This window comes from Microbacterium sp. MMO-56 (assembly GCF_037146215.1).
Classification (GTDB): Bacteria; Actinomycetota; Actinomycetes; order Actinomycetales; family Microbacteriaceae; genus Microbacterium.
In genome coordinates this window covers 34,137-59,586 of record NZ_JBBCVW010000015.1, presented here as the reverse complement: position 1 = coordinate 59,586, position 25,450 = coordinate 34,137, and the positions used below count along the sequence as shown (strand labels likewise).

Genomic DNA, 25,450 nt, shown 5'->3' with positions numbered 1-25,450 from the left:
GCGGCTCGCGGCGGTCCGAGGGCGCCCGCCCCGGGTCAGTTCCGCGAGATCAGCATGCCGTCGCCGTCGAGAAGGACCTGGGAGGCACCGCCGTCACCCGGGAGGACGATGCTCACCGCCGCCGCCCGCCCCGCCGGGAGCGTCCGCACGGTGATCCGGCCCGCCGCGACGGGGGCGATGGTCTCAGCGATCCGCCGCCCGAGGGCGTCGCCGACGACGTCATGCTCGCCCGAGGACTCACCGAACAGCACGACGGTGACCCCGCGGGTGCGCAGGCGCTCGACCACCGTCGCCAGGGCGGGGTGCTGCAGCCGCGGCGCCCGAAGCTCGTCGCGGATGGATGCCTCGACGAGAGTCAGCCGCGCCCGGAGCTCCGCGTCTACCACCTCACCGGCGGCGACGCGAGCCAAGAGGGGCACCGCCACGGCTGCGACGTCCCGCAGGCTCTGCTCCACCGCGGCCGTGGCGGCGTCCGCCGCGGCCGCCCGTTCCGCGGACAGCGCCGCTGCGGTGCGGTGGGCACGCTGACGCCGGACGATCATCGCGAGCACGATCCTCCAGACGATCCCCGCCACGAGGCAGCCGATCGGGATGCCGATGACGAGCGCGACTCCCTCTCCGGGCGGGGCGGCGGGCAGCATCCACACCGCCGCGTACGCGACGATCAGGCCGGTGCCGATCACGCCCGCGACAGCGTTTCCCCGAGGGATCAGGAACGCAACGAGATAGGCCGCAAAGGTCATCGCCGACAGCGTGGTGATCTCCGGCGTGCGGTACAGAGCGATCACCGTGATGTAGAGGCTGATCGGCGGCACCCACACCGACAGCCGCGGGGGCAGGGGCTGCGCTCCGGGGCGGGTCAGGAGCAGGGCGCCCACCAGCGCAGCGGCGTAGGCGGTGGCGTTGAGCGGATCGAGCGGCGTGAGGAACCCCTGGAGGAGTCCCGAGCACACACCGCAGAACCACAGGAAGACGAACACCCACCGCGCATAGCGTGTGCCCAGCCCGCCGGCGCCCGTCGAGGTGATACTCACGTCGGCCATGCGAGATCCACCTCCGTGCCTTCCCCGACCGCCGATCGCACCGTCGCCGAACCTCCGACGCTCGACAGCCGCCGCTCGACGCTGCCGGCGAGGCCCAGGCCCGTCCGCGGTGCCGCCGTGTCGAAGCCGACGCCGTCGTCGCTCACCACGACGCGAGCGCCGCCGGGTCCGAGGCGGACGCGGACCGTCCGACGGGCCGACCCGCCGGCGTGTCGCAGGCTGTTGCGGAGGGCCTCCGCCGCCGCTCCCACGACGGCGAGGGCGACCTCTCGCTGCAAGACCCCCTCGTCCACCTCCAGGTCGATCGCGACGTCCACGTCGATCGCGCGCACGGCACCCGTCAGCATGTCGGCGACCTGCCTCGTGGACACGGTCTCGTCGACGCCCGCGGCATCGGGCACGCGGGTGAGGGCGGCGATGGCACGGCTCGCGGCGGAGCGGAGCGTCGGCGTGGGCGTCCCCTCGGCCTGCATCGCCGCGGACAGGGCGGACAGCACCTCGTCGTGGACGAGGCGCGAGAAATCATCCTGCCGTTCGGCGCGGACGGATGCCCGGACCTGGCGCCGCTGCTGAGCGCGGGCCTCCGCCTCGAGCGACCGCAGTCGCTGCAGTTGCAGGTGGATGCCGATGAACACGGCGACGTACACGACGTTGCCGAGCTGTTCGGGTGTCTCGCCGAGCACCGCATCCGGCACCCGCCCCCACATCAGGAGCGCCGAGATCGCCGGGAGGGCGGAGAGCAGCAGCGATATCCCGATGCTCGCGGCGGGCCGCACGAGCAGCAGCGGGAGGGTCACCATGGCCGGCTCGAGCGTCCAGATCCACGGCGTCGCCGCGTCGATGTCGGAGCCTCGGTAGCCGAGCGCCCACGTCGCCTGGAGGAGGGCGTAGACGCCCGGCAGGAACCACCAGGCGATGATCAAGACCCGGGACGGGAGGAAGAGTCCACCCACCGTCAGAACGAGGATGCCCACGACGAGGGCCGCTCCGCCGAGGTTCCACCACACGTTCCACGCGTCGAGCTCCTCGAGGTGGAACACGGTCTGATCGAGGAGCAGGATCGTCCCGCCGATGGAGATGAGCCATCCGAGCGGTCGGCTGACCGCGAACGGCGCCACCTCGTCAGGACGGGAGGTCATCGCCGTGCGGGAGCAGACCGTCCTCGACGGCGCGACGGTGGAGATCGATCTTGGTCGGGGCGGCGCGGTCGGCATCCGCGTACTTCGCTCGGATGCGCCGGATGTGGTCGAGGACGGTCTCGCGAGAGATGTAAAGGAGCGCCGCGACGCGGTCCGCGGTCTCCCCCGACGCGTAGTGGGCGAGGACTTCCGCCTCGCGCGGTGACAGCCGGGCGTCGACGAACTCGGGGTCGAAATCGATCGCCGCCGCCCAGTCCGCGGAGGTCGGCACGTCGCCGGCGACGAGTGCGTGCACCGCGTCGGTGATGATCGTCGGCTGCTCGGACTTGCGCACCATCCCGGCGGCGCCGGCGCGCGCGGCCTCGCGGATCAGGCCAGGGCGGTCGCCCGATGTGTAGACGAGCACCGGCGCATCGAGCGCGGCGAGCGCGCGCAGGTTCTCCGTCGGCGTCGACCCGTCGGCGAGCGTGAGGTCGAGGAGTATGCCGTCGAAGTCCTGTCGCAGCGCCAGCAGCTCCGCGGCCGTCGACGCCGTCGCCGTGACGATGAGGTCCTCCTGCGCGTTGAGGATCGAGGTCACGCCGAGCATCACGGCGGGGTGATCGTCGATGATGCCGATCCGCGCTCTCATTCGTCCATCCATCGGTCCGGGGGTCTGACACGAAGGCTAGTGGACGCGGGGCAGCCGATCGTGGGCGAGGGATGGGCGGTGCCCCCGGTTCCAGGGGATTTCGGCGCCTGCGAACGGGCCGTCGTGCGCGGGGCCCGACGTCGTGCGGGTGGACGTCCCCCGATTGCGGGGGCACCGCTTCGACACCGTGTCGGTGCGGGTTCCGTGCCGACGTAGGCTCGCCCCGCACATACCCTCATCGATCCCCGTGGGAGGACTCCGTGTCGTTCTGGTCCAGCATCTGGGACACCATCTGGTGGTTCCTGACGATCTTCATCTTCATCGCCTACCTGTTCGCGATCTTCGCGATCATCGGCGACCTCTTCCGCGACCGGAAGCTCGGCGGCTTCGCGAAGGCGGTGTGGCTCGTCTTCCTGGTCTTCATCCCGTTCCTGACCGCGCTGGTCTATCTCATCGCGCGCGGCGGAGGGATGGCCGAGCGCTCCGCGCAGGCGCAGCGCGCCGCTCGGGATGCGACCGACGAGTACATCCGGTCCGTCGCCGGCGCATCCCCGACGGAGCAGATCGCCCAGGCGCGCGACCTGCTCGACCGCGGCGCGATCACCCCCGACGAGTACGCGGCTCTGAAGTCGAAGGCGCTGGGCTGATGGCCACCGAGGCCTTCGCCGGACCCGTCGACTACCTGGTGTTCGGCTTCGACGCCGCCGCCGACGTCTGGCCGGGTCTGCGCGCGGTCCTCGATCGCGTCGACGACGGCATCGTCGAGGTGCTCGACATCGAGATCATCGCCCGCGGCGAGGGCGGCGAGGCCGTCTCGCGGAGCGTCGCCGACCTGCCGGGCGCGACCGCCGACGAGGTCCGACTGTTCGACGGGGCGCGCTCGGGCATCCTCGACGACGAGGACCTCGCGGCCGTCGCCGCCGCCCTGGCGCCGGATGCCGTCGCCGTCGCTGTCGTCTACGAGGATCGATCGCTGGCCGTCGCGGCGGCCGCGTGGTCGTCGGTGGGCGGGACCGAGCTCTTCTCCGGCGGAGTGGACCTCGCCGATCTGGAACGCATCCTCGATGAGGAGGTTCCGGCGTGAGCCTCCTGCGCACCGCCGCCCGCGCGTCCGTCGCGACGCGTGTGGTCGGCAACACCCACCGCCGTCAGCAGCAACGCTGGGCGGCACAGGACGCCGCGGCGGCCACCGCGGGCCCACCGATCCCTCCCGTCCCTCCCCCGGCGGCGGAACGGACACCGGCGGGTTCGGCTGCTCCGGCCGCCGCGGTCGACTCGGCGGCTCCGGCCGCTCCGGCCGGCTCGGCGGCGATGTCCGCGCTGATCGAGCAGCTCACTCAGCTCGGAGCGCTCCGTGACATGGGCATCCTCAGCCCGGACGAGTTCGACGCTCAGAAGCAGCGGCTCCTGGCCGGGTGAGGCCGGCGCCGGACGGGGTCGATCGCCCGAGAGAGGTGCCGGCGCCCCGAGCCCTTGAGCGCGGCGCCGGCTCCGGCCAGACTCTGAACATCGTCGACGGTGTGAGCCCCCGGCCCCGCACGATCGCCGCAGCGTCGTCGACGATGCGGGCGCCGGGGGCCGCGCCGCTCTCCCCGTCTGCGCCCGGAGCCCCCATGACCACCGACACACCGCCACGCTTCCGACTCCTCCCGATGCGACCGCGCGATCCGCACGAGGGCGGCCGCACCGCCTCCACGCTCGAGCTGTTCTTCGACCTCGTCTTCGTCGTCGCCGTCAGCATCGCGGCCGTCCAGCTCCACCACGAGGTCACCGAGGGCCACATCCTCGACGGGCTGACGAGCTACGGCGTCGTCTTCTTCGCGATCTGGTGGGCGTGGATGAACTTCACGTGGTTCGCCACCTCCTTCGACACCGACGACTGGTACTACCGCCTGCTCACCATCGTGCAGATGGGCGGCGTGCTCGTGCTCGCTGCCGGCATCCAGCCCGCCTTCCACGACCACGACTTCACGCTCCTCGTCTACGCGTACGTGGTGATGCGCCTCGCCATGGTCGCCCAATGGCTGCGAGCCTCCCGCTCGGCGGGGCCGAGCCGCCGCGCCGCCGTGACGTACGCGATCGGCATCGCCGCCGTCCAGGTGCTCTGGCTCGCCGCCCTGCTGCTGCCGCCTGCGGCGTTCTCGGTGGCGCTGATCGTGCTGATCGCCGCCGAGCTGGCCGTGCCGGTCGTCGCCGAGCGCAGGGGCGCCACACCGTGGCATCCGCACCACATCACGGAGCGCTACGGGCTGTTCACGCTGATCGTCCTCGGCGAGAGCCTGCTCGCCTCGGCGAACGCCATCATCGGAGCCCTCCACGAGACGGACGTGCTGGGCCCCCTGATCGGGATCGCCGCGCTCACACTCATCGTCACGGCGGCGCTCTGGTGGATCTACTTCTGGCCTCCCCACCACACGGCGATCGACGGCCTCGGGAACTCCCTCGCCTACGGCTACGGCCACTACTTCATCTTCGCCGCTGCCGGCGCATTCTCGGCCGGCATCGAGGTCGAGATCGACGTCATCACCGGCCACAGCGAGCTCGCCTCCCCCGCGGCCTCGTTCGCCTACACGATCCCGATCGCGGTGTTCATCATCGGGATCTGGGCGCTGGCCATCCGACCGAACGCCGACCGCGTCGTCAACGCCGTCGTGCCGATCGGCGCGCTGCTCGTCCTCGTCGATCCCCTCATCCCCGTGCCGTTCGCCATCACGGCGGTGATCCTGATCCTCGTGGTGGCCGTCCTCGTCTGGCGCCCTCCCCGGCGGTGACGGCACCGCCCCGGACCAGCGGGAGCGGCCACGCCCGCACCTGAGGGGCCCTCGGGGTGCGATCGGCAGGCCAGACCGCCTCCGGAGCCGCAGAGCGACGGGTGGGCGCCGGGTTGAGCCTGCTCTCCAGACGGCGGGAGGCGGACGCGGCCCGCGCGCGGCCGAGGATCGCCCCCTGTCAGGGCGCGGGCCGGGGGGCCGGAGGCTTCGGCCGCCGTCGTGGGCCGGCCGAGCGGGGCGGGTGCTGGCGCATGTGGTCCCGCACCCGCGTGAGGATGTCGGCGAGCGCCGCGACGTCCGCCTCGGTCAGCGGCGCGAACAGCGAATCCCCGAGGATCGCCACGTGCCCGGGGAAGACCCGATCGAGCACGGCGCGCCCCTCGTCGGTCAGCGAGACGGTGATGCTGCGTTCGTCGTCCCCCGACGGCGCGCGGGTCACCAGGCCCCGCCCCTCCAGCACCTGAGCCTGGTAGGTCAGCCCGCTGCGGCTGTAGACGACGCCGTCGGCGAGGTCGGTCATCCGCTCGCTGCCCGTCGACGAGTCGCCCAGCGTCGCCAGGAGCTGGAACTGCACGTAGCTGAGGTCGCCCGCCTCGCGCAGCTGCTGCTCGACGGCGTGTTTGAGCAGGCTGCTGGTCTCGATGAGCGCGAAGTACGCGCCCAGCTGCACAGGATCCAGGCGAGGCGGCGTCGGCATGACCCGAGCATATCAATGTTTCGGAGTCGAAGCACTTGCTTCGGATTCAAAGCACTGCTACGGTCATGGCAAGAGCTTCGAATCCGAAGCAGATGACGAGAGGAACGACATCATGAAGGCAGTACGGTTCCACCATCAGGGCGGGTCCGAGGTGCTCCGCTACGAAGACGCACCGACGCCGACGCCCGGCGCCGGAGAGGTGCGCGTCCGGGTCGCCGGATCGGCGTTCAACCCCGCCGACGGCGGCATCCGCGGCGGGTTCCTGCCGATCCCCGTCTCCCTACCGCACGTGCCGGGCTACGACGTGTCGGGCACGGTCGACGCGATCGGCGAGGGGGTCGACACCTTCTCCGTCGGCGACGAGGTCATCGGATTCCTGTCGATGAGCGCGGACGGGTCCGCCGCGCAGTACGTCGTCACGCCCGCGGACGCGCTCGTCGCAGCCCCGACGAGAATTCCGCTCGCTGACGCCGCAGGTCTCCCCTCGGTCGGTCTCACCGCCTCGCAGGCACTGTTCGAGCTCGGTCGACTCGAGGCGGGGCAGCGGATCGCGATCAACGGCGCCGGCGGCCCGGTCGGCGGCTACGCGGTGCAGCTCGCGAAGAGCGCCGGAGCGTACGTCATCGCGACCGCCAGCGCACGCAGCCGGGGCAGCGTGACGGCGAACGGCGCGGACGAGGTGATCGACCACACGACGACGTCGCTGCGGGAGGCGATCGATGCACCGGTCGACGTGCTGCTGAACCTGGCGCCCATCACGCCGGAGGACTTCGCCGCGCTCGTGACGAAGGTCCGCGGCGGCGGCGTCGTCGTCTCCACCACTCCCGTCGTGACAACTCCGGGGGATGAGACCCGCGGGGTACGCGCCGAGACCGTGTTCGTCCACCCGGACGCGGCGACGCTCTCGGAGTTGGTCTCGATGATCGATGCGGGCCGGTTGCGTGTCGAGATCGCGCAGCGACTGCCGCTCGAGCAGGTGCCGCTCGTCCATCGAGACGCCGACGAGGGGAAGGTCCACGGCAAGGTCGTCTTCGTCCCACCCGCCGACTGAACGGGCCCGGACGGATGCCCGTTCACCCCGCGCCCGGGATCCCGGAGCCCACCCCCGCGCCCGCGGCGGTGGGCTCCCGGACGCCCGGGGCCGGACTGGCACGGCCGCTGGCCGTGCGGTGGGCAGGCCCAACCGGCGCCGCACCCGCGCGCGGGCGGCGAGCGGCCCGATCGAGCCTGCTTTTCGCACGCTCAGCCCCGGCCCGGCCCGGCCCCGGCCCGGCGCCCTCGGCCCCGGCCCCGGCCCCGGCGCCCTCGGCCCCACCCCCATCCGGACGGACGCCTCACGACCACGCCTCCCACGATGCCCACAGCTCGGCGTAGGGCCCGTCGGTCCCGACGAGCTCCGCGTGGGCCCCAGCCTGCACGATCCTGCCCTCGCGCATGACGAGGATGCGGTCGGCGTGCCGGACCTGATCGAGCCGGTGCGCGATGACGATGGCGGTGCGTCCACCGATCGCCGCGACCGCGGCGGCGCCCAGGAGTGCGGAGTCGGCCGACCCGGCTTCCGCGGTCGCCTCGTCGAGGATCACGACCGACGCCGCCGACAGGGCGACGCGCACGAGCGCCAGGTGCTGAGCCTGTCCGGGCGTGAGCGGCAGACCGGACTCGCCGACCACCGTGTCCAGGCCGTCGGGGAGAGCGTGGATCCAGTCCGCACCGAGGAGCGCGATCGCGGCGCGCACGCGCTCCTCGTCGGCCTCGCCGAAGAGGGCCAGATCGTCACGCACCGAGCCGGCGAACACGTGCGGCTCCTGACTCAGCATCACCACGGCGTCACGGAGGTCGTGCGGATGCCAGTCGTCGATGCCCACACCGTCGTGCCGCACCGCTCCGCCACCGCCGGGCAGGGCGCCGGCCAGCACGCGCGCGAGCGTCGTCTTGCCCGCGCCGCTCGCGCCGACCACCGCGACCACGTCCCCCGGCGCGACCGACATCGAGACCTCGTCCAGGTCGCGCGCTCCCGGGCGGTGGCCGAAGCTCAGGCGCTCGACGTCGATGGCCCCGCGCCCGCGCCGCGCGACCGCATCCCGCGGCTGCGGCGCCGGCAACCCGATCACGCCGAACAGGCGCGCGAGGCTCGCGCCGGCGTCCTGCAGCTCGTCGATGCGGAACAGGAGGCTCCCCATGGGAGCGAACAGGGCGAGGAAGTACAAGGCGGCAGCCGTCGCCGCACCCAGCTCGACGGTGCCCGTCCCCGTGCCCGTGCCAGCGCCAGAGGCGGAGGCGACCAGCAGGTAGCCGGTGACGAGCACCGCCGACAGCCCGACCAGTTCGGCCAGGTTGAGGAACACGTTGAAGTCGTTCCGCACGCGCGTCGCCGTCACCTCCAGATCGATCGCCCGCTCGCCGGCCGCCGCGATGCCGTCGAGATGCCTCTGCTCCGCGCGCAGAGCGAGCACCGTGTCGACCCCGCGCACCGCCTCGATCGTGCGCTGCCCCCGCTCGGCGACGACGGCGCGGTGCTCGCGGTAGACGGGCGCGGACCGCCGCAGGAACCGGCGGAGAGCGAGGTATTGCACGGGTGCCGCGAGCAGAGCGGCCAGCGCGAACCGAGGGTCGAGCAACCCCATGCCGACAAGGCTCAGCGCGATGCCGAACAGCGCGCTGAGGAACGCCGGCAGGGCATCCTCGACCACCTGGCCGACAGCTCTCACGTCGCCGGAGAGCCGCGCCACCAGGTCCCCCGTTCCCGCGGCCTCGATGCGGGCTGTCGGCTGCGCGAGCGCCGAGCGGAACGCGGCCTCACGCACCTCGCGGACTGTCCTCTGACCGAGGCGCGCGAGCAGCACCCGCCCCACCCAGGTGAGTGCGGCAGCGAGCATGACCGACGCTGCGAGGGCGAGCCCGTAGGGCAGCAGATTCCGCTCCCCACCCGCGATGTCGTCGACCAGCAGACCGATGACCCAGGGGGCGAGGAGCCCCGCGCCGACGCCGGCGCACAGGGCCAGCAGAGCGGCCGTCGCCAGCAGAGGTCGACGCCCGAGCGCTGAGACCAGGCCGCGGGCGGTGGCGGCCCTGGTCGCGATCGGCAACGTCGATTCAGTCACGCGCAGCTCCCCTCAGGTCGTGGACGCGATGGCAGGCCGACAGCAGCGCGGCGCGATCGGTGAGCAGCAGGATCGTGCGGCCCTCCGCGGCGAGCCCGGCGGCGACGCGGGCCTCGGTCACGGGATCTATCGCGGTGGTCGGCTCGTGCAGCACGATCAGCGGCTGCGGCTGATGCAGTGCCCGGGCGAGCAGCAGGCGCTGCCGCTGCCCCCCGGAGAGCCGCAGCCCCCGCTCGCCCACCCGCTCGTCGAGTCCGGCGGGGAGGCGCCCGACGACCTCGTCGAAGGCCGCGGCGGCGAGGTGCCCCGCGTCGATCCGGTCGGCGATGTTGTCGGCGGCGGTGCCGCTGAAGACGGCGGCGTCGTGCGGAGGCGCGAACACGGCCGCCCGCAGCCCCGCCGGCCCCAGGTGCACGGAGTCGACATCGCCCACGATCAGCTCGCCGCGCTAGGGGTCCCTGCGCCCGCCGAACAGATCCGCCAGGTCGGCGATGCGCTCCGGATCGGCACGGATGCCGGTGACCTCGCCCGCCCGGATGTCCACCCGGCTGCCGTCCACGCGCACGCGCGCGACGCACGCGCCGAGGGATGGCGACGGGCCCGAGATCCCCGCCCCGTCGACCCCCGAGGCGGCGGCCGCGGACACCGCCTCGTCGACGAACTCCGCGATGCGGGTGGCGGAGCCGTGCTTCGCGGCGATCTGCGCCGGAACGTGTCCGAGCGACTGCAGCGGTCCCCGGATGGTCTGCGCCAGCCCCATGGCCGTGATGAAGCCGCCGATCGTGATCGCGCCGTCGAGGGCGAGCCGTCCGCCGAGCATCGCGATGCCCGTGAAGGCCAGTCCGCTCACGAGCAGGTTCAGCGCCGCGAGCCCCGCCGCCGCCTTCTCCGCGCGGTAGGCGGCCTCGGCGGCGACGGCGCTCTCGTCGACGTAGCGCTCGGTGGCGCGGTGCGCACCGCCCAGGGCGCCGAGCACCCGGATGCCGGTGGCGTAGTCGGTGCTGATCGCGTCGAGCCGGGCCGCCTGACGCTGGGCCTCGTATCCGCGACGACGCAGCCCCCGGCTGCAGGCGTTGACGACCAGCGTCTGCACGAGCGTGCCGATGACGACGGCGACCGCGAGCGGCCAGGCGATCACGAGCAGCGTGACGCAGGCCACGAGCACGGCGGTGGCGGCCGCGGCCTGCTCGGCGATCGTCCAGAACAGTCCCGCAGTCTGACCCGCGTCGCTCGAGGTGATCGTGAGCACCTCGCCGGTGGGCCGGCCGGTGCGGCGGCGCAGCGCGAGTCCCAGCATCCCTTGGCGGAGCGTCTGCTCCCCCTGGGCGTACACCGTCGTGCCGAGCCGATCGCCGAGCTGCCACGCGCAGATGAGGACGGCGAACACGACGGCGAGGAACACCAGGCCCCAGGCCAGCGCGACCGGGTCGCCCGGCGCGATCGCGCGGTCGATGACGACGCCGACGGCGACCGGCACCAGCACCTCGGCGACCTGGTGTCCGCAGAAGCCCGCGACCGAGAGCACGGCACGCGCACGGCGGCCGGGCCCCCAGAGCCCCGTGCGGAAGACCGCGCCGGCCGTGGTCATGGCAGCGTCGCCGTTCCGAGCGGCACGACGAGGGGACTGCCGGCGACCGGATCGGGGACCACGACGCAGTCGAGCCCGAAGACCTCGCGCACGAGTTCGGCCGTGACGATGTCCCTCGGCTCCCCCTCGGCGACGACCCGACCGTCCTTCATGGCGATGATGTGGGTGGCGTAGCGGGCGGCGTGGTTCAGGTCGTGCAGGACGGCGACGAGCGTGCGGCCTTCGCCGTGCAGCCGACGGAACAGCTCCAGCAGCTCGATCTGGTGGGCGATGTCGAGGAACGTGGTCGGCTCGTCCAGCAACAGGATCGGGGTCTGCTGCGCGAGCGCCATGGCGACCCACACGCGCTGACGCTGTCCGCCGGAGAGCTCGTCGACGAGGCGTGCCGACAGCTCCGTGGTGCGGGTGGCGTCGAGTGCGGCGGCCACGGCCCTCGCATCGTCGACCGACCACTGCCGGATGATCCCCTGGTGCGGATACCGGCCGCGCGAGACCAGGTCCGCGACGACGATGCCGTCCGGGGCGAGCGAGGTCTGCGGGAGGAGGCCGACCTCTCGCGCGAGGGTCTTCGCCGGCATCCGGGCGATGGAACGGCCGTCGAGCAGCACCTCACCGCGCGCGGGTGCGAGCAGCCGCGCGAGGCTGCGCAGCAGTGTGGACTTGCCGCAGGCGTTCGGTCCCACGATGACGGTGAATGAGCCATCGGGGATGCGCACGTCCAGCCCCTCGGAGATCACGCGGCGGTCGTAGCCGATGGTCACGTCGGCGGCGTGCAGCCGGGAGGTCGACGCGGGGGCGGGTGCGCTCATGGCGGGTGCGTCCTTCTGGATGGTCATCGGCGGCGGGTCTCCCGGATCAGGAGCCACACGAAGTAGATGCCGCCGACGGACACCGTGACGATGCCGACGGGCAGCTGCAGCGGGGCGAACAAGCGTTGCGCGAGGAAGTCGCTGATCACCAGCAGGAGCGCTCCGGTGACGCCGGCCGCGATCAGTCCGACTCCGGCGGAGCGGGTCAGCCGCCGGGCGATCTGCGGCGCGACGAGCGCGATGAAGGCGATCGGGCCCGCTGCCGCGGTGACCAGGGCGACCAGTGCGACACCGAGCACGGTCGCGGCGAGCCGCACGGTGGTCGGCCGGGAGCCGAGCGAGCCGGCGGCGTCGTCCCCGAGTTCCAGCACACGCAGGCCCGGCGACAGGGTGAGCACGGCGGGCACCAGCACGAGCAGGATGACCGCGACCGGCACGAGCTCGGTCGTCGACAGCCCGTTCAGCGACCCGCTCCCCCACACGCCGGCCGTCAGCTGCTGCTCGGTCGTGGCCTTCAGCATGAGATAGGTGTTCAGCGCCGCGAGGAGCGCGGAGACGCCGATGCCGACGATGATGAGCCGGAACCCCTGGACGCCGCGACGGTAGGCGAGCACGAACACGACCAGGGCGGTGACGATGCCGCCGACGAGCGCACCGGCCGCGACCGCGTAGTAGCCGCCGCCGGTCACGAGGATCACGATGAGGGCCCCCGTGTAGGAGCCGGACGAGAAGCCGATCACGTCGGGCGAGCCGAGCGGGTTGCGGGTGAGGGATTGGAAGACCGCGCCCGACATCCCCAGCGCGATGCCGAACAGCGCGGCGAGCAGGGCGCGCGGCATCCGCCATTCGCGCACGACCAGCACGGTGCCGGCGTCGGCCGTGCCGAGGAGCCCGCCCACCACGTCGTGGAGGGAGACGTCGTAGGTGCCCGTGGCGATGGAGAGGAGGATCCCGAACACGGCGGCCGCAGCCAGTGCGAGGGTCGCCAGCACGCCGCGCAGCGAGACCGTCCACGACCATCGGCTGCCGCGGGCCGTGAGGGTGCGGTAGCCGACGTCGACCACGGGTTCCGTCGCGGCGCTCACAGCGTGCTCACCTTCGTGCGCCGGGCCAGCAGGATCAGGACGGGCGCGCCGACGAAGGCCGTGACGATGCCGACCTCGAGCTCCCGCGGGGCCAGCACGATGCGCCCCAGCAGGTCGGACGCGAGCAGCAGCAGCGCGGCGCCGACCGCCGAGAACGGGATGATCCAGCGCTGGTCCGGCCCGGTGAACCAGCGCACCACGTGGGGCACCATGAGGCCGACGAAGCCGATCGGTCCGGCCGCCGCCGTCGCCGCTCCGGCGAGGAGTGTGACGGCGATGATCACGAGCACCCGGGTGCGGATGACGTGCGCGCCCAGCGACCGCGCGAGGTCGTCGCCGAGCGAGATCGCGTTGAGGGGGCGACCCATGACGGCCGCGATCAGCAAGCCGATCGCGATGGGCGCGGCGACCGTGGCGAGCGTCGACCAACCGCGTCCGGCGAGCGAGCCGGCGCTCCAGCGGAGCATGTCGTCGAAGGAGTCGGGGTGGAGCATCGTGATGCCGGACGTGAAACCGCTCAGCACCGCACCGATCGCGATGCCCACTAGCGTCAGCCGGACCGGGGTCGCGCCCGCCGAGCCCACCGAGCCGAGCGCGTAGACGACGGCGGTCACGAGGATGGCGCCGCCGAAGGCGAACCACAGGTACTGCGACATCGCGGTCACCCCCAGCAGTCCGATCGCGACGACGACGGCGAAGCTCGCGCCCGCGCCGACGCCGAGGATGCCCGTGTCGGCGAGCGGGTTGCGGGTGAGGGCTTGGATGAGCGCGCCCGCGACGCCGAGCGCGGCGCCGACCGCGAGCGCGAGGGCCGCGCGGGACAGCCGCATCTCGCGGACGATGAAGGACGTCTCGCCCACATCCGGATGCCACAGCACCTGCCACACGTCGCCGATGGTGATGCCGCGCGCACCGACCCACAGGCTCAGCAGGAACACGACGGCCAGCAGGACGACGGCTCCCAGCAGGAACACGGTGCGGGTGAGCGGCAGCCGCCGCGGGCGCTCCGGCGCAGCGGTCTCCGAGGCATCCGTCAGGGTCATGCTCACAGCCCGAGCTGCGCGAGCTTCGCGTCGTAGCGGTCGCGGCGCAGCTCCTCGTCGGCGTCCGTCTCCCAGATCGCCTGCAGCGCGGCGAGGGTGTCGTCGTTCAGGGCCTCGTAGCGCTCCAGCCACTCCTCCTGCCGGTCGCGCCAATAGCCGATCACGGCGTATCGCGCGGCGGGCAGTCCCCGGTCGTGGCGCAGATAGCGCCGGGCCGCGCGCAGCTCTCCGGCCTCTCCGGCGACCCACACGTAGCACTCATCCGAGATCGGCAGCGCCCGCAGCGCCTCGGTGATCGCGCTGGGGCCGACGCCGTTTCCGCGGCCGACGATCCACCGCACCGACAGGTTCGGGGCGTCGATGTCGAGTCGGTGCGACTCTTCGGCGATCTCCACCGCGGCGACGGCGCGCACATCCGGCGCGAGCTGTTCGCTGAGCCGCGCGAGTGCGGGAAGGCCGGTCGCGTCGGTCACGAACACCTGGTCGACGGCGCCCGACGGCGGCTCGTAGAGCCCCCGCGGGTCGCCGAGCGCGACCCGATCTCCGGGCGCCGCGGCCGCCGCCCACGCGCCGGCCCGCCCGTGGCCGTGCACGACGAGGTCGATGTCGACCTCACCGGTCGCGGCGTCGTGTCGACGGATCGTGTACGGCTCGACGTGGTCCTGCACGCCGTCCGGGTAGTGCCACACCCCGTCGTCGTCGACGCGCGGCAGGTGCAGCACCCCGTCGGATGCCGGGAAGTGCACCCGCACGAACTCGTCGCCGATGCCGGTCGTGCGAAATCCTGTCAGTCCTTCTCCGCCGAAGGTGACGCGCACCATGCCCGGCGTGAGCCAGGCGGTGCGCGTCACCTCCGCGATATGCAGATCGGTCATCAGCCCTGCGCGTCGACCTTCGCCTGCACCTGGCCGAGGAGGTCCGCCAGGTCGTCGAGGTTGCCGAGCGCCCATCCGTACGAACCGGTGGGTCCGCGCTGGATGTAGTCGAAGACCATGCCGTGCTGCACGGCGGGAAGGTTCTGCCAGATGGCGTTCGCGGCGAGCGTCGCCCGCTGCTCGTCGGAGACGCCGTCGCGCAGGAAGATCACGTCGGCGTTCGAGATCCGGTTGAGTTCTTCGTACGAGAACCACTGCGGGAACCCGTCGGCGGTGACCTCGTCCGGCTGCTGCTGCCGGAAGGTCGCCCCCAGGTCGCGCAGGATGGGGGTGATGAAGTGCTTCTCGGAGTAGGTGCCCCACTCATCCGGCTCGGGACCGAACACGGTCACCGCCTGCTCCGAGAGGATTTTCGCGTACTGGGTGGAGATCTCATCGCGCCGCGCGTCGTACTGGTCGATGAGCGGCTGGAGCTCGGCCGTCTTGTCGAGGATCTTCGCGAGCTCGGTCGCGCGCGTGCGCCAGGCCTCGCCGTCACGGGCGTTGAAGGTCACGATCGGGGCGATCTTCTGGATCTGTTCGCGCATCGGGGAGTCCAGGGGAAGGAAGTCCTGGGTCGCGAGCACCACGTCGGGGTCGGCCTGGGCGACCGCCTCGAGGTTCAGCTCGTAGTACTCGCCGATCGACCGGGCGTCCGAGTCGGCGATCGCCGTCGTGTACTGGACCGGGATGCCTCCACCGTCGGTGTCGGTGAAGTAGCTGTTCACGACGCCGACCGGCGTGATGCCGAGGTCGAGGAGCGCCGCGGGAGTGTAGAAGTCGACCGAGACGATGCGCTCGATGTCGGCGGGGAGCTCGACGTCGCCGAACTCGCTCTCGTAGACGCGCGTCTCGCCGGACGCGCCACCGCCGGCGGGAGCGCCGCACGCGGCGAGCGCGAGCACGGCGACGGAGGCGGCGAGGACGCCGCCGAGGCGCCGCGCTGTGCGGTGCGGGAGCGCGAAGGCGAAGAGGGACATGGGGACTCCAGTGGTCGCGTCGGGACTCCGACGAGAACGCCGGAGGTGGTAAGGGTTGCCTCGCCTAAGCTAGACGATCACCCGTGCCGAGGAGGGGACGATCCGTACCGGTTTCGGTACTCGAGATCGGCCGATGACGGCTCCGACGGCCCGCTATCCCCGGACGTACTCCGCCGGAGTCTGCCCCGTGAGGGATCGGAAATGGTCGATGAACGTGGACGGGTTGCGATAGCCGACCAGGCGCGCGACCGCCACGATGGACCGTCCGTGCGTGAGCTCTCGGATCGCGAGCTGCAGTCGGGCGAGGATCCGCCACTGCGTGAACGAGAGGCCCGTCTCGGCCTCGAACTGGCGCGCGAGGGTGCGACCGTGCAGCCCGCACTCGTACGCCCACTCCGTCGTGCTGCGCTTGTCGGCGGGGTCGGCGAGAATGGCGCTGGCCACCATGTGCAGGTGCGGGCTGCGCGGCATCACCAGCTCGAACGACTCCCGGGGCGCAGGCACGAGCAGATCGAGGATGACACGCTGCAGCCGTCGTCGCGCATCCTCGTCGAGCACGCCCTGCACGTTGTGCTCCAGCAGCACGCGCAGCGGCTCCGTCATCGCGACTCCGGTCACGATCCCGGGCATCGCCGCCGTGTTCGGGCCACCCTCGGTGAAGTAGGTCGCCCGCACGCGCGCCCCCCGCTCCGCCGAGGCGCGGTGCGCGATGCGCGAGGGCACCCACACGGCGAGCGCAGGCGGGATCGCCCAGACGCGCCCCTCGGCTTCGAGTCTCGCCATGCCGCCCGCCGACCAGAGCAGCTCGTGCTCGTCGTGCACGTGCTCGGGCCACACGACCGGCTCGTCCGTGTCGTACTCGAAGGTGGTGAGCAGATAACCGGCCGGCACGCGACTCACTCGGCTCCCCCTCCGTCACGGACGACGCCGACCGCCCGGGCTCGCGCGTCGCGGCGGGCACCCGGACGCGTCGGGCTCTCCCGCTATCGTCTCACCCGAGCGCCGTGCGAACAGCAGGACGAACCCGCCGCAGCCGCGCCTGGGGCCTGCGCCACGCCCGATGGAGCCTGCTTTCCACACGGTCGCCGGCGATCATCGCCCACGACGAGCGGGCGGCGACGGGAGGTCGGCGACTCCCGACCGTCAGGTCGCGGTGCGCTCGATTCCGTCGATGAGCACTCGGATCGCGAAGTCGCGACGCGCCCGGTCGTCGGGGGCGGTCAGAAGCGCGGCCTGCCGCCGGATACGGGGGAAGAGCGCGGGGTCCGCGTTCTCGTAGGCCGATCGGACCTGCTGTCGCTCGCCGTCGCCCCGCCCTCCGAGCAGTCGCACGGAGCGCTCGATCGCGGACGAGGCGGCGAACTGCGCGATGAGATCTATGCCCAGCGCGGCGCGGCCGGGTGGGACACCGCCCTCGTCCATGAGTGCCAGCTCGTGCTCCGCGAGCCGGAGCGCACCGGGCAGCACCGGGATCGTGCCGAGCGCGACGGATCCGAGCCCCGGATATCGCGCCAAGGTCGTGATCGTCTCCACGATCGTGCCGGCGAGCGCCTCCCTCCATCCGCGCTCACCGTCGTGCGTGTCGACGAGCCGAACCTCCGCGTACGCCGCGTCCAAGACATGCTCGAGAAGGACATCTCGGTTGGCGAAGTACGCGTAGAGCGAGGCCGGTCCGGTGTCCACGCGCTCTGCCACCTGTCGAAGCGTCAGGGCATCCACGCCGCGCTCGCGCACGAGGGCGAGCGTCGCGTCGACGATGGAGCGCGAGCTGAGGGGAGGTTTCGCCGAGCGCCCGCGCCGCGCGATCGGGGGCCGTGCCTGCTCTGACATGACAGGAGACTATCAGTTGACACGAACGATGTTCGTAACGAATACTGTTCGCGAACAGTGTTCGTGATTGAAGGAGGATGACATGTCGGTTCTTGTCGTAGGGGCGAGCGGTGCGATCGGCGGCGCCGTGGTCGAGGGGCTGCGCGATGCCGGCGTGGAGGTGCGCGCGTCGAGCCGGACGCCGGAGAAGCTCGCACTGCCGGACGGAGTGCGGGTGTTCGCGGCCGACCTCAACGACCCGGCGTCGTTCGCCGCCGCCGCAGACGGCGTGGACCGGGTGTTCCTGTATGCGGACCTCGAGGAGCCGGCCCCGCTGATCGCGACGTTCGCCGCGGCGGGGGTGCGGCACGTCGTCCTGCTGTCGTCGTCTTCGGTGACGGCCCCCGGCGCGGCGGAGGACTTCAACGGCTCGCGCTTCCTCCGCGTCGAACGGGCCATCGAGGAGTCCGGGGTCGCCTACACGTTCCTCCGACCGGGCGGGTTCGCGAGCAACGCCGCACGCTGGAGCTGGGGCGTGCGGGGCGACAGCGCGGTACCGCTGCCGTATCCCGACGCGGTGCAGGCTCCCGTCCACGAGCAGGACATCGCCGATGTCGCCGTGGTCGCCCTGACCGGTGACGCCCTGATCGGGAAGACGCCGGTCCTGACCGGTCCGGAACGGCTCACTCTGCGGCAGCAGGTGGACACGATCGGTGCGGTGATCGGACGTCCCGTGGCGGTGATCGAACAGACCGAGGCGGAGTCGACCGCGATGCTCTCGCAGTACGTCCCCGAGGTATGGGTGCGGCAGATCGTGAAGGATTGGCGGGAGGCCGTCGGCGCCACGCCGGCGATCTCGCACGAGTACGAGCGCATCACCGGGAAGACGCCACGCACGTTCCGAACCTGGGTCGAGGACAACGCCGGCCTGTTCCGGTGACCACCATCCTGCACACGGAGACGGAATGAACGAGACGCCTGCACGGACACAGATCCCACCGCACGTCCTCGACACCGCGGTTGCCGTGGTCGGTCCGGGAGCCATCGGCACCGTCATCGCCGCCGCGCTCCACGACGCCGGCCGGGCACCGATGCTGTGCGGGCGCACACCTCGAGAGCGCCTCACCCTCCGCATCGACGACGAACGCATCATCGTTCCCGGACCGGTGCACACCGACCCGCGGGACGTATCGACGCCGCCGGACATCGTGTTCCTCGCGGTCAAAGCCACCCAGACGACCGACGCTGCGCCGTGGCTCGACGCGCTGTGCGGCCCCGACACCGTGGTGTGCGTCCTGCAGAACGGCGTCGAACAGATCCGGACCGTCCGCCCGCTCGCTCCTCGTGCCGCCGAGGTCGTCCCCGCGGTCGTGTGGTTCCCTGCGCAGGCCGAGAGCGATGGGACCGTCCGCCTGCGCGCCGACCCCCGCCTGACTCTCCCCACGACGCCCGGGGGTGAGCGCGTCGCCGCCGCCCTCGAAGACACTCGCTGCACAGTGGACCTCGCCGACGGCTTCACCACGCTCGCCTGGCAGAAGCTCCTGCAGAACGCCGCCGCCGGGCTCATGGCGCTCACCGGCCTCCGCGCCGGCATGTTCACTCGGCCGGACATCGCCGACCTCACGCGCGCATACCTCCGCGAATGCCTCACCGTCGCGCGTGCCGAGGGCGTACAGCTCGACGACGACATCCCGGACACGATCCTCACCCGCTTCCAGTCCTTCCCCGCCGACATGGGCACGTCGATCCTCACCGACCGCGAGCGGGGACGCCCGCTCGAGTGGGACGCCCGCAACGGCGTCATCACCCGGCTCGCGCGTACCCACCGCATCCCCACCCCTGTCAGCGACACCGTCGCCGCTCTCCTCGCCGCCATCAGCGACGGCTGACCGCGCGGCGCAGGTTCGGGGTCGTGAGTGGTCACCCCCGCAGGTTCGGGGTCGCCAATGGTCGTTTCAGGCCGAGTTCGGCGTCGTCACTGGTCGCCTCGCACCTCCCGGAGCGACCAGACGCGACCCCAAACCCGCAGCAGCACCTCCCGAAGCGACCAGACGCGACCCCAAACCCGCAGCCCCAAACCCCGAAGCGACCAGACGCGACCCCAAACCCGCACCCGAGCAGGATGCCCTGCCGGAGCAGCTGCGCGGCCGCCTGCTGACGAACCCCACGCCCGTCTCCGAAGCGGGCGCCGTCGCCATCGGCGACCGCGCGCTTCTGCCGCTCATGCTCTCCGGAGCGGGGCGCTCGCCGTTCGGGCTACGTGGGGTCGTCGGGCAGCGTGGCACCCAGGAGGTAGTCGGCGACCTGTCGATACTGCGGGTGGTCCGGGCCGACCTTCAGATTTCCCCCGGCGACCTGGGGGAAGACGAGGTGGAACACGCCGTTCCCATCGCGTCGGTAGTTCACGCAGAGCAACAGATTCCAGCGACCGTCGTGGTTCCCTCTGACGAACATGCCGCCATTCGACCACATCGAGTCCGGGCGGCACCAGCACTCGCACGCGGCCCGATCGCCGCCGCCCGCACGCGACAGCGAGCTTCTCTATGCGTCCGTGCGCGTCTGCGGCGCGCAAGCGGCAGGAGGGAGGTTCTGCAGCGACTGCGGCCCACCGCTCGCCGTCCTCACCGCGTGCGCCGAGTGCGGCGCCGACGACCCCCGCGGGCGCGCGGTTCTGCTCGAGCTGCGGCAGCGTCCTGGCGAGCCGGACGCCCCACCACCGCGGTCGGGCTCACCGTGACCACGAGCGTGGGATCGACCGCGACGGGCGTGCGCTGACCGCCGCGTCCACGCAGCTCACGAGCCCGCGATGAGTCTCCCCCGACTCAATTCGTAGATCACAGTTTGCACTCATTCGGGCATTATTTGCACGAATTCCTTGACGCTGAACTCGGCGGACTCTTACCGTGAGGACGAGAGGCCACCCGCACCGAGGCCTGTCGCCCACCGAACGGACCACCGAACAAAGGAGTTACCGTGGTTGCACGAAGAATCCGGGGAATCGCCCTCGCGAGCGCCGTCACGGGCGCACTGCTGTTGAGCGGATGCTCGGGAACGACCGACGACGCGGCACCCGGAGCGTCAGCGACCGGCTTCGACGGCACCTTCACCGTCTATGCGAGCCTGGCGATGTCGGGACCACTCGCGGGCATCGCCACCGCCAACAGGCAGGGCCTCGAAGCCGCCGTCGACGCGATCAACGCAGCAGGCGGCATCGAGGGCCGCGAGGTCACGTTGATCGTCGGTGACGACGGCGCCGACCCCACCAAGGCCACGACCCTGCTGCAGGAGAAGCTCGACGAGGGTGAGATCGACTTCGTCATCGCCGGCAACACCAGCAACGTCGGGCTCGCGCTTCTCCCCCTGTTGACCTGTGAGGAGATCTTCTCGTCCGGCCAGCAGGCCGCGATCAACGATCCCTCGAAGTTCCCGTACCACTTCGGCCTCGTCGTCCCCAACAGCACGCAGAACCGGGCGATGGTCGAGAGAGTCCAGGAGAAGGGCTACAAGAAGGTCGCCCTGCTGCACACCAACGACGCGAACGGGGAAGCGATCGCCGACACGTATCGCACCCTGTTCGGCGAGGAGGGCATCGAGTTCGTCGACGAGTCGTTCGCCCCGACCGACATCGACATGACCGCCCAGCTGCAGCGACTGCAGGCACAGAACCCCGATGTGCTGATCCTGTCGGGCTTGGGCAGCGTCGCCGGCTACGAGTTGCAGAGCCGGACGAAACTCGGGTGGGACATCCCGACGCTCGGCCACAGCGACCTCGGAACCACCGACCTGGCAGCGGTGAGCGGCACGGCCGACTGGAACAACGTGGAGGTCATGACGTTCTCCGTGATGGCGCCCGACACGAAGCGGTCGGTCGGTTTCGACTCCATGATGAACGCGCTCCACGACGCCGGCGCGGCGCTCGACCAGCCCATCTCGCAGTACACGGTGATGTGGGACATCCTCTGGGTCGCCAAAGCCGCCGTCGAAGAGGGCGGTGGCGACGCCGCCGCGGTGAAGGCCGCGTACGAGAGCATGGACATCCAGGCGACCAGCGACTCGTCGTACACCTTCATGCCGTATTACCGGTACACGCCCGAGATGCACCAGCTCGTGATCGAGCCTCGCGACGCGATGACGTTCGTGACCCCGGGACCGTTCGTGGACGGTCTCATCTCGTCGAACTGATCGACAGAAGAAGAGGCGGAGCGCGTCACGCGCTCCGCCTCTTCTTCGCGCGCACGGATGCGGCGATCGGCATCACGACACGGATCGGCCCGTGGCCGCGTGGTGCCCGGCTCGGAACCCGAACACCATCCCGGGCCCCAGGGTGCCCCCGGCCCCGCCGTAGGCCATGCCCATGACGCTGGCCATCGCGTTGCCGGCCGCATAGAGTCCGTCGATCACGTGCCCGTCGGTGTGGATCACCCTGGCATCCGCGTCGGTGCGGGGTCCGCCCTTCGTCCCCATCGCACCGGCTTCGATCGGAACCGCGTAGAACGGAGCCGTGTCGATGGGCCCGAGAGTGCGGCCGGCGACGGTGTCGGCCGTCTGATCACCCCAATAGCCGTCGTATGCGCCCGAGCCTCGGCCGAAATCGGGGTCTTCGAGCCCGGCGACGTGGGCGTTCCAGCGCTCGACGGTCGCGGCGAGCCCCGCGGCATCGATGCCGCACGTCGCAGCGAGCTCGGCGAGCGTCGCGGATCCGTGGAACCACTCGAGGGGCTCGCCGCCCGCCTCGACGCCGAGGAATCCGTAGCTGTCGAGGTGCTTCTGATCGAAGACGATCCAGCCCGGATTGTTGCGGTACGTGAACGTGCGCACATCGAGGTACTGGAAGGCGGCGACCATCGAGTTGTAGTCGGCGGCCTCGTTGACGAACCGCTCCCCGTCGGCATTGACGATGATCGAGCGCGGCCGGGTTCGCTCGAGCCTGACGCTCCGGCTCCGCGGCCACCCGTCATGGACGTCGCCGGGGATCTTGATCACCGGCACCCACCAGGCCTCCTGCATCGTCCCGAGCGCCGCGCCGACGCCCTGCGCCATCCGCAGCGCATCGCCGGTGTTGTACGGCGGCGAGACGGGCCCGCGCATCGGCCCGCGAAGGAAAGCGGTGACCAGCTCGGCGTCCCACTCGAATCCACCCGAGGCGAGAACGACCCCCGCCGCCGCGCGAATCTCGCGCTGTCCGGCGCCGACGTCGAAACGCGCTCCGACGACACGCCCACCGTCCTGGAGCAGGGTGCGACCACGCCATCCGGTGCGGATGTCGACGCCGGCGTCGAGGACGCCGGCGAGGAGACGCGCGATGAGCGCCTGGCCTGCCACGACCGTGTTCTCGACGTCGAGCGCCGCGGCACTCAGCCGCGCTCGCGTCTCGGCATCGAAGCCGACGTTGCTGAAGTCCTTCGGGAACGTCGTGAGGCGTTCGGCCCATTCGCCGAGCGCGCGGGTGTCGTAGGGCAGCGGGCTCAGCGACCTCCCTCCCGCAGCCCTTCCGCCCGGGTGCTCGGGCTTGTAGTCCGGGAAGCCCGCTGCGGGTTCCGCGCGCCAGTCGCTCGCCGCCTCGAGGAAGTCGATCATCGTCTGACCGCTCACCACGAACGTGCGGATGAGGTCGGCGTCCATCGTCCCGTTCGACAGCGAGTCGAGGTAGACGAGGGCGTCCTCGACCGGGAGCGGATCGTCGACCACCTTGTCATGCGCGGGGATCCACGCGATCCCACCCGAGACCGCGCTCGTGCCGCCGACCGTGGGCGCTCGCTCGGCGAGGATCACGCGAGCACCGTTGCGCGCGGCGGTCAGTGCCGCCGTCATACCCGCGGCACCGCTGCCGATCACCAGGACATCGCACTCGGAAGAAAGGGAGTCGTCCGCCATATCGCTCATCCTCGGTTCGAGAGAGCACACGACGACGCGTGTGCATATTTCGCACTGCAATGTGCGCTAAATACGACACTAGAAAGGATCATCGCTCAGGTCAATGATGCAGCGCGTCCCGCGGCGCGGGGCGGCGTATACACGGGACGACGACGGCGGTGCGCATCGCGAGACAACGGACGGAGCGGCAATCCGGGTATTCCCCTTGAGCGAGACTTGTGTAATTATCGATCACGGGGATGCAATAAATGCGACAATCGACGACGGCGTCGAGAGGAGTTCAGCAGATGAGCGACAGCGAATGGGCCGGCAGGACCGTCGTCGTCACCGGGTGCAGTTCGGGCATCGGCGAGGAGGTGGCGCGTCGACTGCAGGTCGCCGGGGCGGATGTCGTCGGTGCCGACCTGCGCCGGCCGGCGCTCGACGTGCCGTGGGTCGCCCTCGATCTCGCCGATTCACCCTCGGTCGCCGACGCCGCATCGGCACTGCCGTCGCACATCGACGCACTGTTCAACGTGGCCGGGGTGTCGTCGGGTATCGGGGACCCGCTCGCGGTGGTCTCCGTGAACTTCGCCGGAACGCGTGAGCTGACCGAGCTGCTCGTGGACCGCATCCCGACGGGCGGCGCCGTGTGCTGCACGTCGTCTCTGGCGGCGGCCGGCTACCGCGGTCACCGCGACGCCGTGCTCGACCTGCTCGCCCAGCCCACGCGCGACGGCGTGCTCGCGTGGTGCCGGGCTCACATCGACGATCTCGGCAACGGCTACGGCCTCTCGAAGGAGGCCATCGTCTGGTACGTCGCGCAGCGCTGTGTGGACCTGGCCTCCCGCGGCATCCGCATCAACGCCACCGCCCCCGGCGTGACCGAGACGCCCATCCTGCGCGATTCGATCGCGTCCCTCGGCCAGGAGTACCTGGATGCCATTCCTCGGCCTCTCGGACGCGTGGCCACCGCGGCGGAACAGGCCGCGGTCCTCATCTTCCTCGCCGGTTCGGACTCCTCGTTCCTCACCGGCCAGACGCTCTGGGTCGATGGCGGAGTGACCGCCGGATCCGAAGCCGGAACACTCGACGCCTTCTCCGCGAGGCGCTGACCGCCATGATGACGACAATCTGGGCCGGCCTCTCGATCGGCGCCATCTACGCGATCGTCGCGATCGGCTACAACATCGTGTTCATCGCGTCGAGGGTCTTCAACTTCGCACAGGCGCAGTTCGTGATGATCGGGACCTTCATCGCCCTCGAGGTGGGACGCACGTTCGACCTGCCGCTCCCCCTCGCGGTCCTCGTCGCCGCGCTCGCCGGCGGGCTGATCGGAGGTCTCGAGGAGATCCTCGCCATCCGCCGGCTGCGCGGCCGCGGTGCGCACAACGAGCTCGTGACCACTCTCGGCGTGGCCACCATCCTCTCCGGCGCGGCGCTGCTGATCTGGGGGTCCAGCCCGCAACGCCTCCCCTATTTCAGCGGCGACGCCTCGCTCAGCATCTTCGGCGGCCGCGTGCTACCGGTCGAACTGCTCATGATCTTCAGTGCGCTCATCCTGGCGGTCGTCGTCGGCATCGTGACGCGCAAGACCATGATCGGCCTCGCGGGCTTGGCGACGTCCGAGGATGCCGATGCCGCCAAGCTGCGCGGCATCAACGGCGGCTGGCTCGCGCTCGGCGCCTTCGTCGTCGCCGGAGCGCTGCTGGCTGCCGTCGGTCCGCTGGTCGGTGCGAAGACCTTCGCGATCTACAACCTCGGCGACCTGCTCGCCGTCAAGGCGTTCGTCGCTCTCGCGATCGGCGGCTTCGGCAGCTACGCCGGGGCGCTCGTCGGCGGCTTCGCCGTGGGACTTCTCGAAGCGTTCGCCGCCCGGTACATCGGCAGCGAGTGGCAGAACATCACGGTCTTCATCCTGCTGCTGGTCGCGCTGCTCGCCATCCCGCAGGGATTCTTCGGCCGCCGAGCCGTGAGGACGGTGTGA

26 protein-coding genes are annotated in these 25,450 nt (G+C 71.4%); 10 read left to right on the top strand and 16 right to left on the bottom strand.

The window, feature by feature from the left end; all coding sequences use genetic code 11:
• Positions 1-35: 35 nt before the first annotated feature.
• From WFI00_RS13360 to WFI00_RS13350, 3 genes are read right to left on the bottom strand one after another with little or no spacing between them, the layout of a single operon-like run.
• Positions 36-1,043: a hypothetical protein gene (locus WFI00_RS13360; protein WP_336632679.1), complete on the bottom strand. Its 1,008-nt coding sequence runs from the start codon at positions 1,041-1,043 to the stop codon at positions 36-38.
• A complete protein-coding gene (locus WFI00_RS13355) occupies positions 1,031-2,182 on the bottom strand; it encodes a sensor histidine kinase (protein WP_336632680.1) in 1,152 nt (383 codons plus the stop codon). The genes WFI00_RS13360 and WFI00_RS13355 overlap by 13 nt, the downstream gene beginning before the upstream one ends.
• A complete protein-coding gene (locus WFI00_RS13350) occupies positions 2,166-2,813 on the bottom strand; it encodes a response regulator transcription factor (protein WP_336632681.1) in 648 nt (215 codons plus the stop codon). The genes WFI00_RS13355 and WFI00_RS13350 overlap by 17 nt, the downstream gene beginning before the upstream one ends.
• Positions 2,814-3,073: 260 nt before the next feature.
• On the opposite strand from WFI00_RS13350, the gene WFI00_RS13345 reads away from it, so the two are divergent.
• The 4 genes from WFI00_RS13345 to WFI00_RS13330 all read left to right on the top strand — a co-directional run bounded on the left by WFI00_RS13345 (position 3,074) and on the right by WFI00_RS13330 (position 5,584).
• A complete protein-coding gene (locus WFI00_RS13345; protein ID WP_336632682.1) occupies positions 3,074-3,460 on the top strand; it encodes an SHOCT domain-containing protein in 387 nt (128 codons plus the stop codon).
• On the top strand, positions 3,460-3,897 hold the full coding sequence (locus WFI00_RS13340; protein WP_336632683.1) for a DUF6325 family protein: 438 nt from the start codon (positions 3,460-3,462) through the stop codon (positions 3,895-3,897). Before WFI00_RS13345 ends, WFI00_RS13340 begins: the two co-directional genes overlap by 1 nt.
• Complete coding sequence (locus tag WFI00_RS13335; RefSeq protein ID WP_336632684.1) at positions 3,894-4,232, top strand: SHOCT domain-containing protein; 339 nt, start codon at positions 3,894-3,896, stop codon at positions 4,230-4,232. Before WFI00_RS13340 ends, WFI00_RS13335 begins: the two co-directional genes overlap by 4 nt.
• Positions 4,233-4,426: 194 nt before the next feature.
• A complete protein-coding gene (locus tag WFI00_RS13330) occupies positions 4,427-5,584 on the top strand; it encodes a low temperature requirement protein A (RefSeq protein WP_336632685.1) in 1,158 nt (385 codons plus the stop codon).
• A gap of 178 nt (positions 5,585-5,762) precedes the next feature.
• On the opposite strand, the gene WFI00_RS13325 is transcribed toward WFI00_RS13330, so the two are convergent.
• The gene (locus WFI00_RS13325; RefSeq protein ID WP_336632686.1) at positions 5,763-6,281 is read right to left on the bottom strand and encodes a MarR family winged helix-turn-helix transcriptional regulator; all 519 of its coding nucleotides are present in this window, start codon (positions 6,279-6,281) and stop codon (positions 5,763-5,765) included.
• Between the two features lie 112 nt (positions 6,282-6,393).
• On the opposite strand from WFI00_RS13325, the gene WFI00_RS13320 reads away from it, so the two are divergent.
• Complete coding sequence (locus WFI00_RS13320) at positions 6,394-7,332, top strand: NADP-dependent oxidoreductase (protein WP_336632687.1); 939 nt, start codon at positions 6,394-6,396, stop codon at positions 7,330-7,332.
• Between the two features lie 283 nt (positions 7,333-7,615).
• On the opposite strand, the gene WFI00_RS13315 is transcribed toward WFI00_RS13320, so the two are convergent.
• The 10 genes from WFI00_RS13315 to WFI00_RS13270 all read right to left on the bottom strand — a co-directional run bounded on the left by WFI00_RS13315 (position 7,616) and on the right by WFI00_RS13270 (position 17,631).
• Positions 7,616-9,382, bottom strand: a complete 1,767-nt coding sequence (locus WFI00_RS13315; RefSeq protein ID WP_336632688.1) for an ABC transporter ATP-binding protein — start codon at positions 9,380-9,382, stop codon at positions 7,616-7,618.
• Positions 9,375-9,815 carry an ATP-binding cassette domain-containing protein gene (locus WFI00_RS13310; RefSeq protein ID WP_336632689.1) on the bottom strand — a complete coding sequence of 147 codons (441 nt, stop codon included), beginning with the start codon at positions 9,813-9,815 and terminating at the stop codon, positions 9,375-9,377. Before WFI00_RS13310 ends, WFI00_RS13315 begins: the two co-directional genes overlap by 8 nt.
• A gap of 15 nt (positions 9,816-9,830) precedes the next feature.
• A complete protein-coding gene (locus WFI00_RS13305) occupies positions 9,831-10,970 on the bottom strand; it encodes an ABC transporter transmembrane domain-containing protein (protein WP_336632690.1) in 1,140 nt (379 codons plus the stop codon).
• Positions 10,967-11,806, bottom strand: coding sequence for an ABC transporter ATP-binding protein (locus tag WFI00_RS13300; RefSeq protein ID WP_336632691.1), 840 nt, complete (start codon positions 11,804-11,806; stop codon positions 10,967-10,969). The genes WFI00_RS13305 and WFI00_RS13300 overlap by 4 nt, the downstream gene beginning before the upstream one ends.
• Positions 11,803-12,864 (bottom strand): FecCD family ABC transporter permease, encoded by a 1,062-nt coding sequence (locus WFI00_RS13295; protein ID WP_336632692.1) that lies wholly within the window; start codon positions 12,862-12,864, stop codon positions 11,803-11,805. The genes WFI00_RS13300 and WFI00_RS13295 overlap by 4 nt, the downstream gene beginning before the upstream one ends.
• Positions 12,861-13,907 (bottom strand): FecCD family ABC transporter permease, encoded by a 1,047-nt coding sequence (locus WFI00_RS13290; RefSeq protein WP_336632693.1) that lies wholly within the window; start codon positions 13,905-13,907, stop codon positions 12,861-12,863. The genes WFI00_RS13295 and WFI00_RS13290 overlap by 4 nt, the downstream gene beginning before the upstream one ends.
• Positions 13,908-13,909: 2 nt before the next feature.
• The gene (locus tag WFI00_RS13285; RefSeq protein ID WP_336632694.1) at positions 13,910-14,782 is read right to left on the bottom strand and encodes a siderophore-interacting protein; all 873 of its coding nucleotides are present in this window, start codon (positions 14,780-14,782) and stop codon (positions 13,910-13,912) included.
• On the bottom strand, positions 14,782-15,801 hold the full coding sequence (locus WFI00_RS13280) for an ABC transporter substrate-binding protein (RefSeq protein WP_336632695.1): 1,020 nt from the start codon (positions 15,799-15,801) through the stop codon (positions 14,782-14,784). Before WFI00_RS13280 ends, WFI00_RS13285 begins: the two co-directional genes overlap by 1 nt.
• A 153-nt stretch (positions 15,802-15,954) precedes the next feature.
• Positions 15,955-16,701, bottom strand: coding sequence for a helix-turn-helix transcriptional regulator (locus tag WFI00_RS13275; protein ID WP_336632696.1), 747 nt, complete (start codon positions 16,699-16,701; stop codon positions 15,955-15,957).
• A 243-nt stretch (positions 16,702-16,944) separates the two neighbouring features.
• Positions 16,945-17,631 carry a TetR/AcrR family transcriptional regulator gene (locus WFI00_RS13270; protein WP_336632697.1) on the bottom strand — a complete coding sequence of 229 codons (687 nt, stop codon included), beginning with the start codon at positions 17,629-17,631 and terminating at the stop codon, positions 16,945-16,947.
• 82 nt (positions 17,632-17,713) lie between these two features.
• On the opposite strand from WFI00_RS13270, the gene WFI00_RS13265 reads away from it, so the two are divergent.
• Entirely contained in the window at positions 17,714-18,550 is an 837-nt protein-coding gene (locus WFI00_RS13265) for an SDR family oxidoreductase (protein ID WP_336632698.1), read from the top strand.
• Between the two features lie 25 nt (positions 18,551-18,575).
• Positions 18,576-19,499 carry an oxidoreductase gene (locus tag WFI00_RS13260; RefSeq protein WP_336632699.1) on the top strand — a complete coding sequence of 308 codons (924 nt, stop codon included), beginning with the start codon at positions 18,576-18,578 and terminating at the stop codon, positions 19,497-19,499.
• Positions 19,500-19,866: 367 nt separating this feature from the next.
• On the opposite strand, the gene WFI00_RS13255 is transcribed toward WFI00_RS13260, so the two are convergent.
• A complete protein-coding gene (locus WFI00_RS13255) occupies positions 19,867-20,064 on the bottom strand; it encodes a hypothetical protein (protein ID WP_336632700.1) in 198 nt (65 codons plus the stop codon).
• Between the two features lie 519 nt (positions 20,065-20,583).
• Here WFI00_RS13255 and WFI00_RS13250 point away from each other — a divergent pair.
• Entirely contained in the window at positions 20,584-21,792 is a 1,209-nt protein-coding gene (locus WFI00_RS13250) for an ABC transporter substrate-binding protein (RefSeq protein ID WP_336632701.1), read from the top strand.
• Positions 21,793-21,864: 72 nt separating this feature from the next.
• Here WFI00_RS13250 and WFI00_RS13245 read toward each other — a convergent pair whose 3' ends face one another.
• On the bottom strand, positions 21,865-23,484 hold the full coding sequence (locus WFI00_RS13245) for an FAD-dependent oxidoreductase (protein WP_336632702.1): 1,620 nt from the start codon (positions 23,482-23,484) through the stop codon (positions 21,865-21,867).
• Between the two features lie 287 nt (positions 23,485-23,771).
• On the opposite strand from WFI00_RS13245, the gene WFI00_RS13240 reads away from it, so the two are divergent.
• Positions 23,772-24,578, top strand: coding sequence for a coniferyl-alcohol dehydrogenase (locus WFI00_RS13240; RefSeq protein WP_336632703.1), 807 nt, complete (start codon positions 23,772-23,774; stop codon positions 24,576-24,578).
• 5 nt (positions 24,579-24,583) lie between these two features.
• Complete coding sequence (locus WFI00_RS13235; protein ID WP_336632704.1) at positions 24,584-25,450, top strand: branched-chain amino acid ABC transporter permease; 867 nt, start codon at positions 24,584-24,586, stop codon at positions 25,448-25,450.

Bases quoted from the DNA above. Each gene is read 5' to 3' on its own strand.
- WFI00_RS13285 (WP_336632694.1), bottom strand. From the start codon at position 14,782: ATGACCGATCTGCATATCGCGGAGGTGACGCGCACCGCCTGGCTCACG.
- WFI00_RS13330 (WP_336632685.1), top strand. From the start codon at position 4,427: ATGACCACCGACACACCGCCACGCTTCCGACTCCTCCCGATGCGACCG.
- WFI00_RS13235 (WP_336632704.1), top strand. From the start codon at position 24,584: ATGATGACGACAATCTGGGCCGGCCTCTCGATCGGCGCCATCTACGCG.
- WFI00_RS13355 (WP_336632680.1), bottom strand. From the start codon at position 2,182: ATGACCTCCCGTCCTGACGAGGTGGCGCCGTTCGCGGTCAGCCGACCG.
- WFI00_RS13350 (WP_336632681.1), bottom strand. From the start codon at position 2,813: ATGAGAGCGCGGATCGGCATCATCGACGATCACCCCGCCGTGATGCTC.
- WFI00_RS13270 (WP_336632697.1), bottom strand. From the start codon at position 17,631: ATGTCAGAGCAGGCACGGCCCCCGATCGCGCGGCGCGGGCGCTCGGCG.
- WFI00_RS13320 (WP_336632687.1), top strand. From the start codon at position 6,394: ATGAAGGCAGTACGGTTCCACCATCAGGGCGGGTCCGAGGTGCTCCGC.
- WFI00_RS13290 (WP_336632693.1), bottom strand. From the start codon at position 13,907: ATGACCCTGACGGATGCCTCGGAGACCGCTGCGCCGGAGCGCCCGCGG.
- WFI00_RS13300 (WP_336632691.1), bottom strand. From the start codon at position 11,806: ATGACCATCCAGAAGGACGCACCCGCCATGAGCGCACCCGCCCCCGCG.
- WFI00_RS13325 (WP_336632686.1), bottom strand. From the start codon at position 6,281: ATGCCGACGCCGCCTCGCCTGGATCCTGTGCAGCTGGGCGCGTACTTC.
- WFI00_RS13360 (WP_336632679.1), bottom strand. From the start codon at position 1,043: ATGGCCGACGTGAGTATCACCTCGACGGGCGCCGGCGGGCTGGGCACA.
- WFI00_RS13280 (WP_336632695.1), bottom strand. From the start codon at position 15,801: ATGTCCCTCTTCGCCTTCGCGCTCCCGCACCGCACAGCGCGGCGCCTC.
- WFI00_RS13245 (WP_336632702.1), bottom strand. From the start codon at position 23,484: ATGGCGGACGACTCCCTTTCTTCCGAGTGCGATGTCCTGGTGATCGGC.
- WFI00_RS13260 (WP_336632699.1), top strand. From the start codon at position 18,576: ATGAACGAGACGCCTGCACGGACACAGATCCCACCGCACGTCCTCGAC.
- WFI00_RS13265 (WP_336632698.1), top strand. From the start codon at position 17,714: ATGTCGGTTCTTGTCGTAGGGGCGAGCGGTGCGATCGGCGGCGCCGTG.
- WFI00_RS13305 (WP_336632690.1), bottom strand. From the start codon at position 10,970: ATGACCACGGCCGGCGCGGTCTTCCGCACGGGGCTCTGGGGGCCCGGC.
- WFI00_RS13340 (WP_336632683.1), top strand. From the start codon at position 3,460: ATGGCCACCGAGGCCTTCGCCGGACCCGTCGACTACCTGGTGTTCGGC.
- WFI00_RS13255 (WP_336632700.1), bottom strand. From the start codon at position 20,064: ATGTTCGTCAGAGGGAACCACGACGGTCGCTGGAATCTGTTGCTCTGC.
- WFI00_RS13240 (WP_336632703.1), top strand. From the start codon at position 23,772: ATGAGCGACAGCGAATGGGCCGGCAGGACCGTCGTCGTCACCGGGTGC.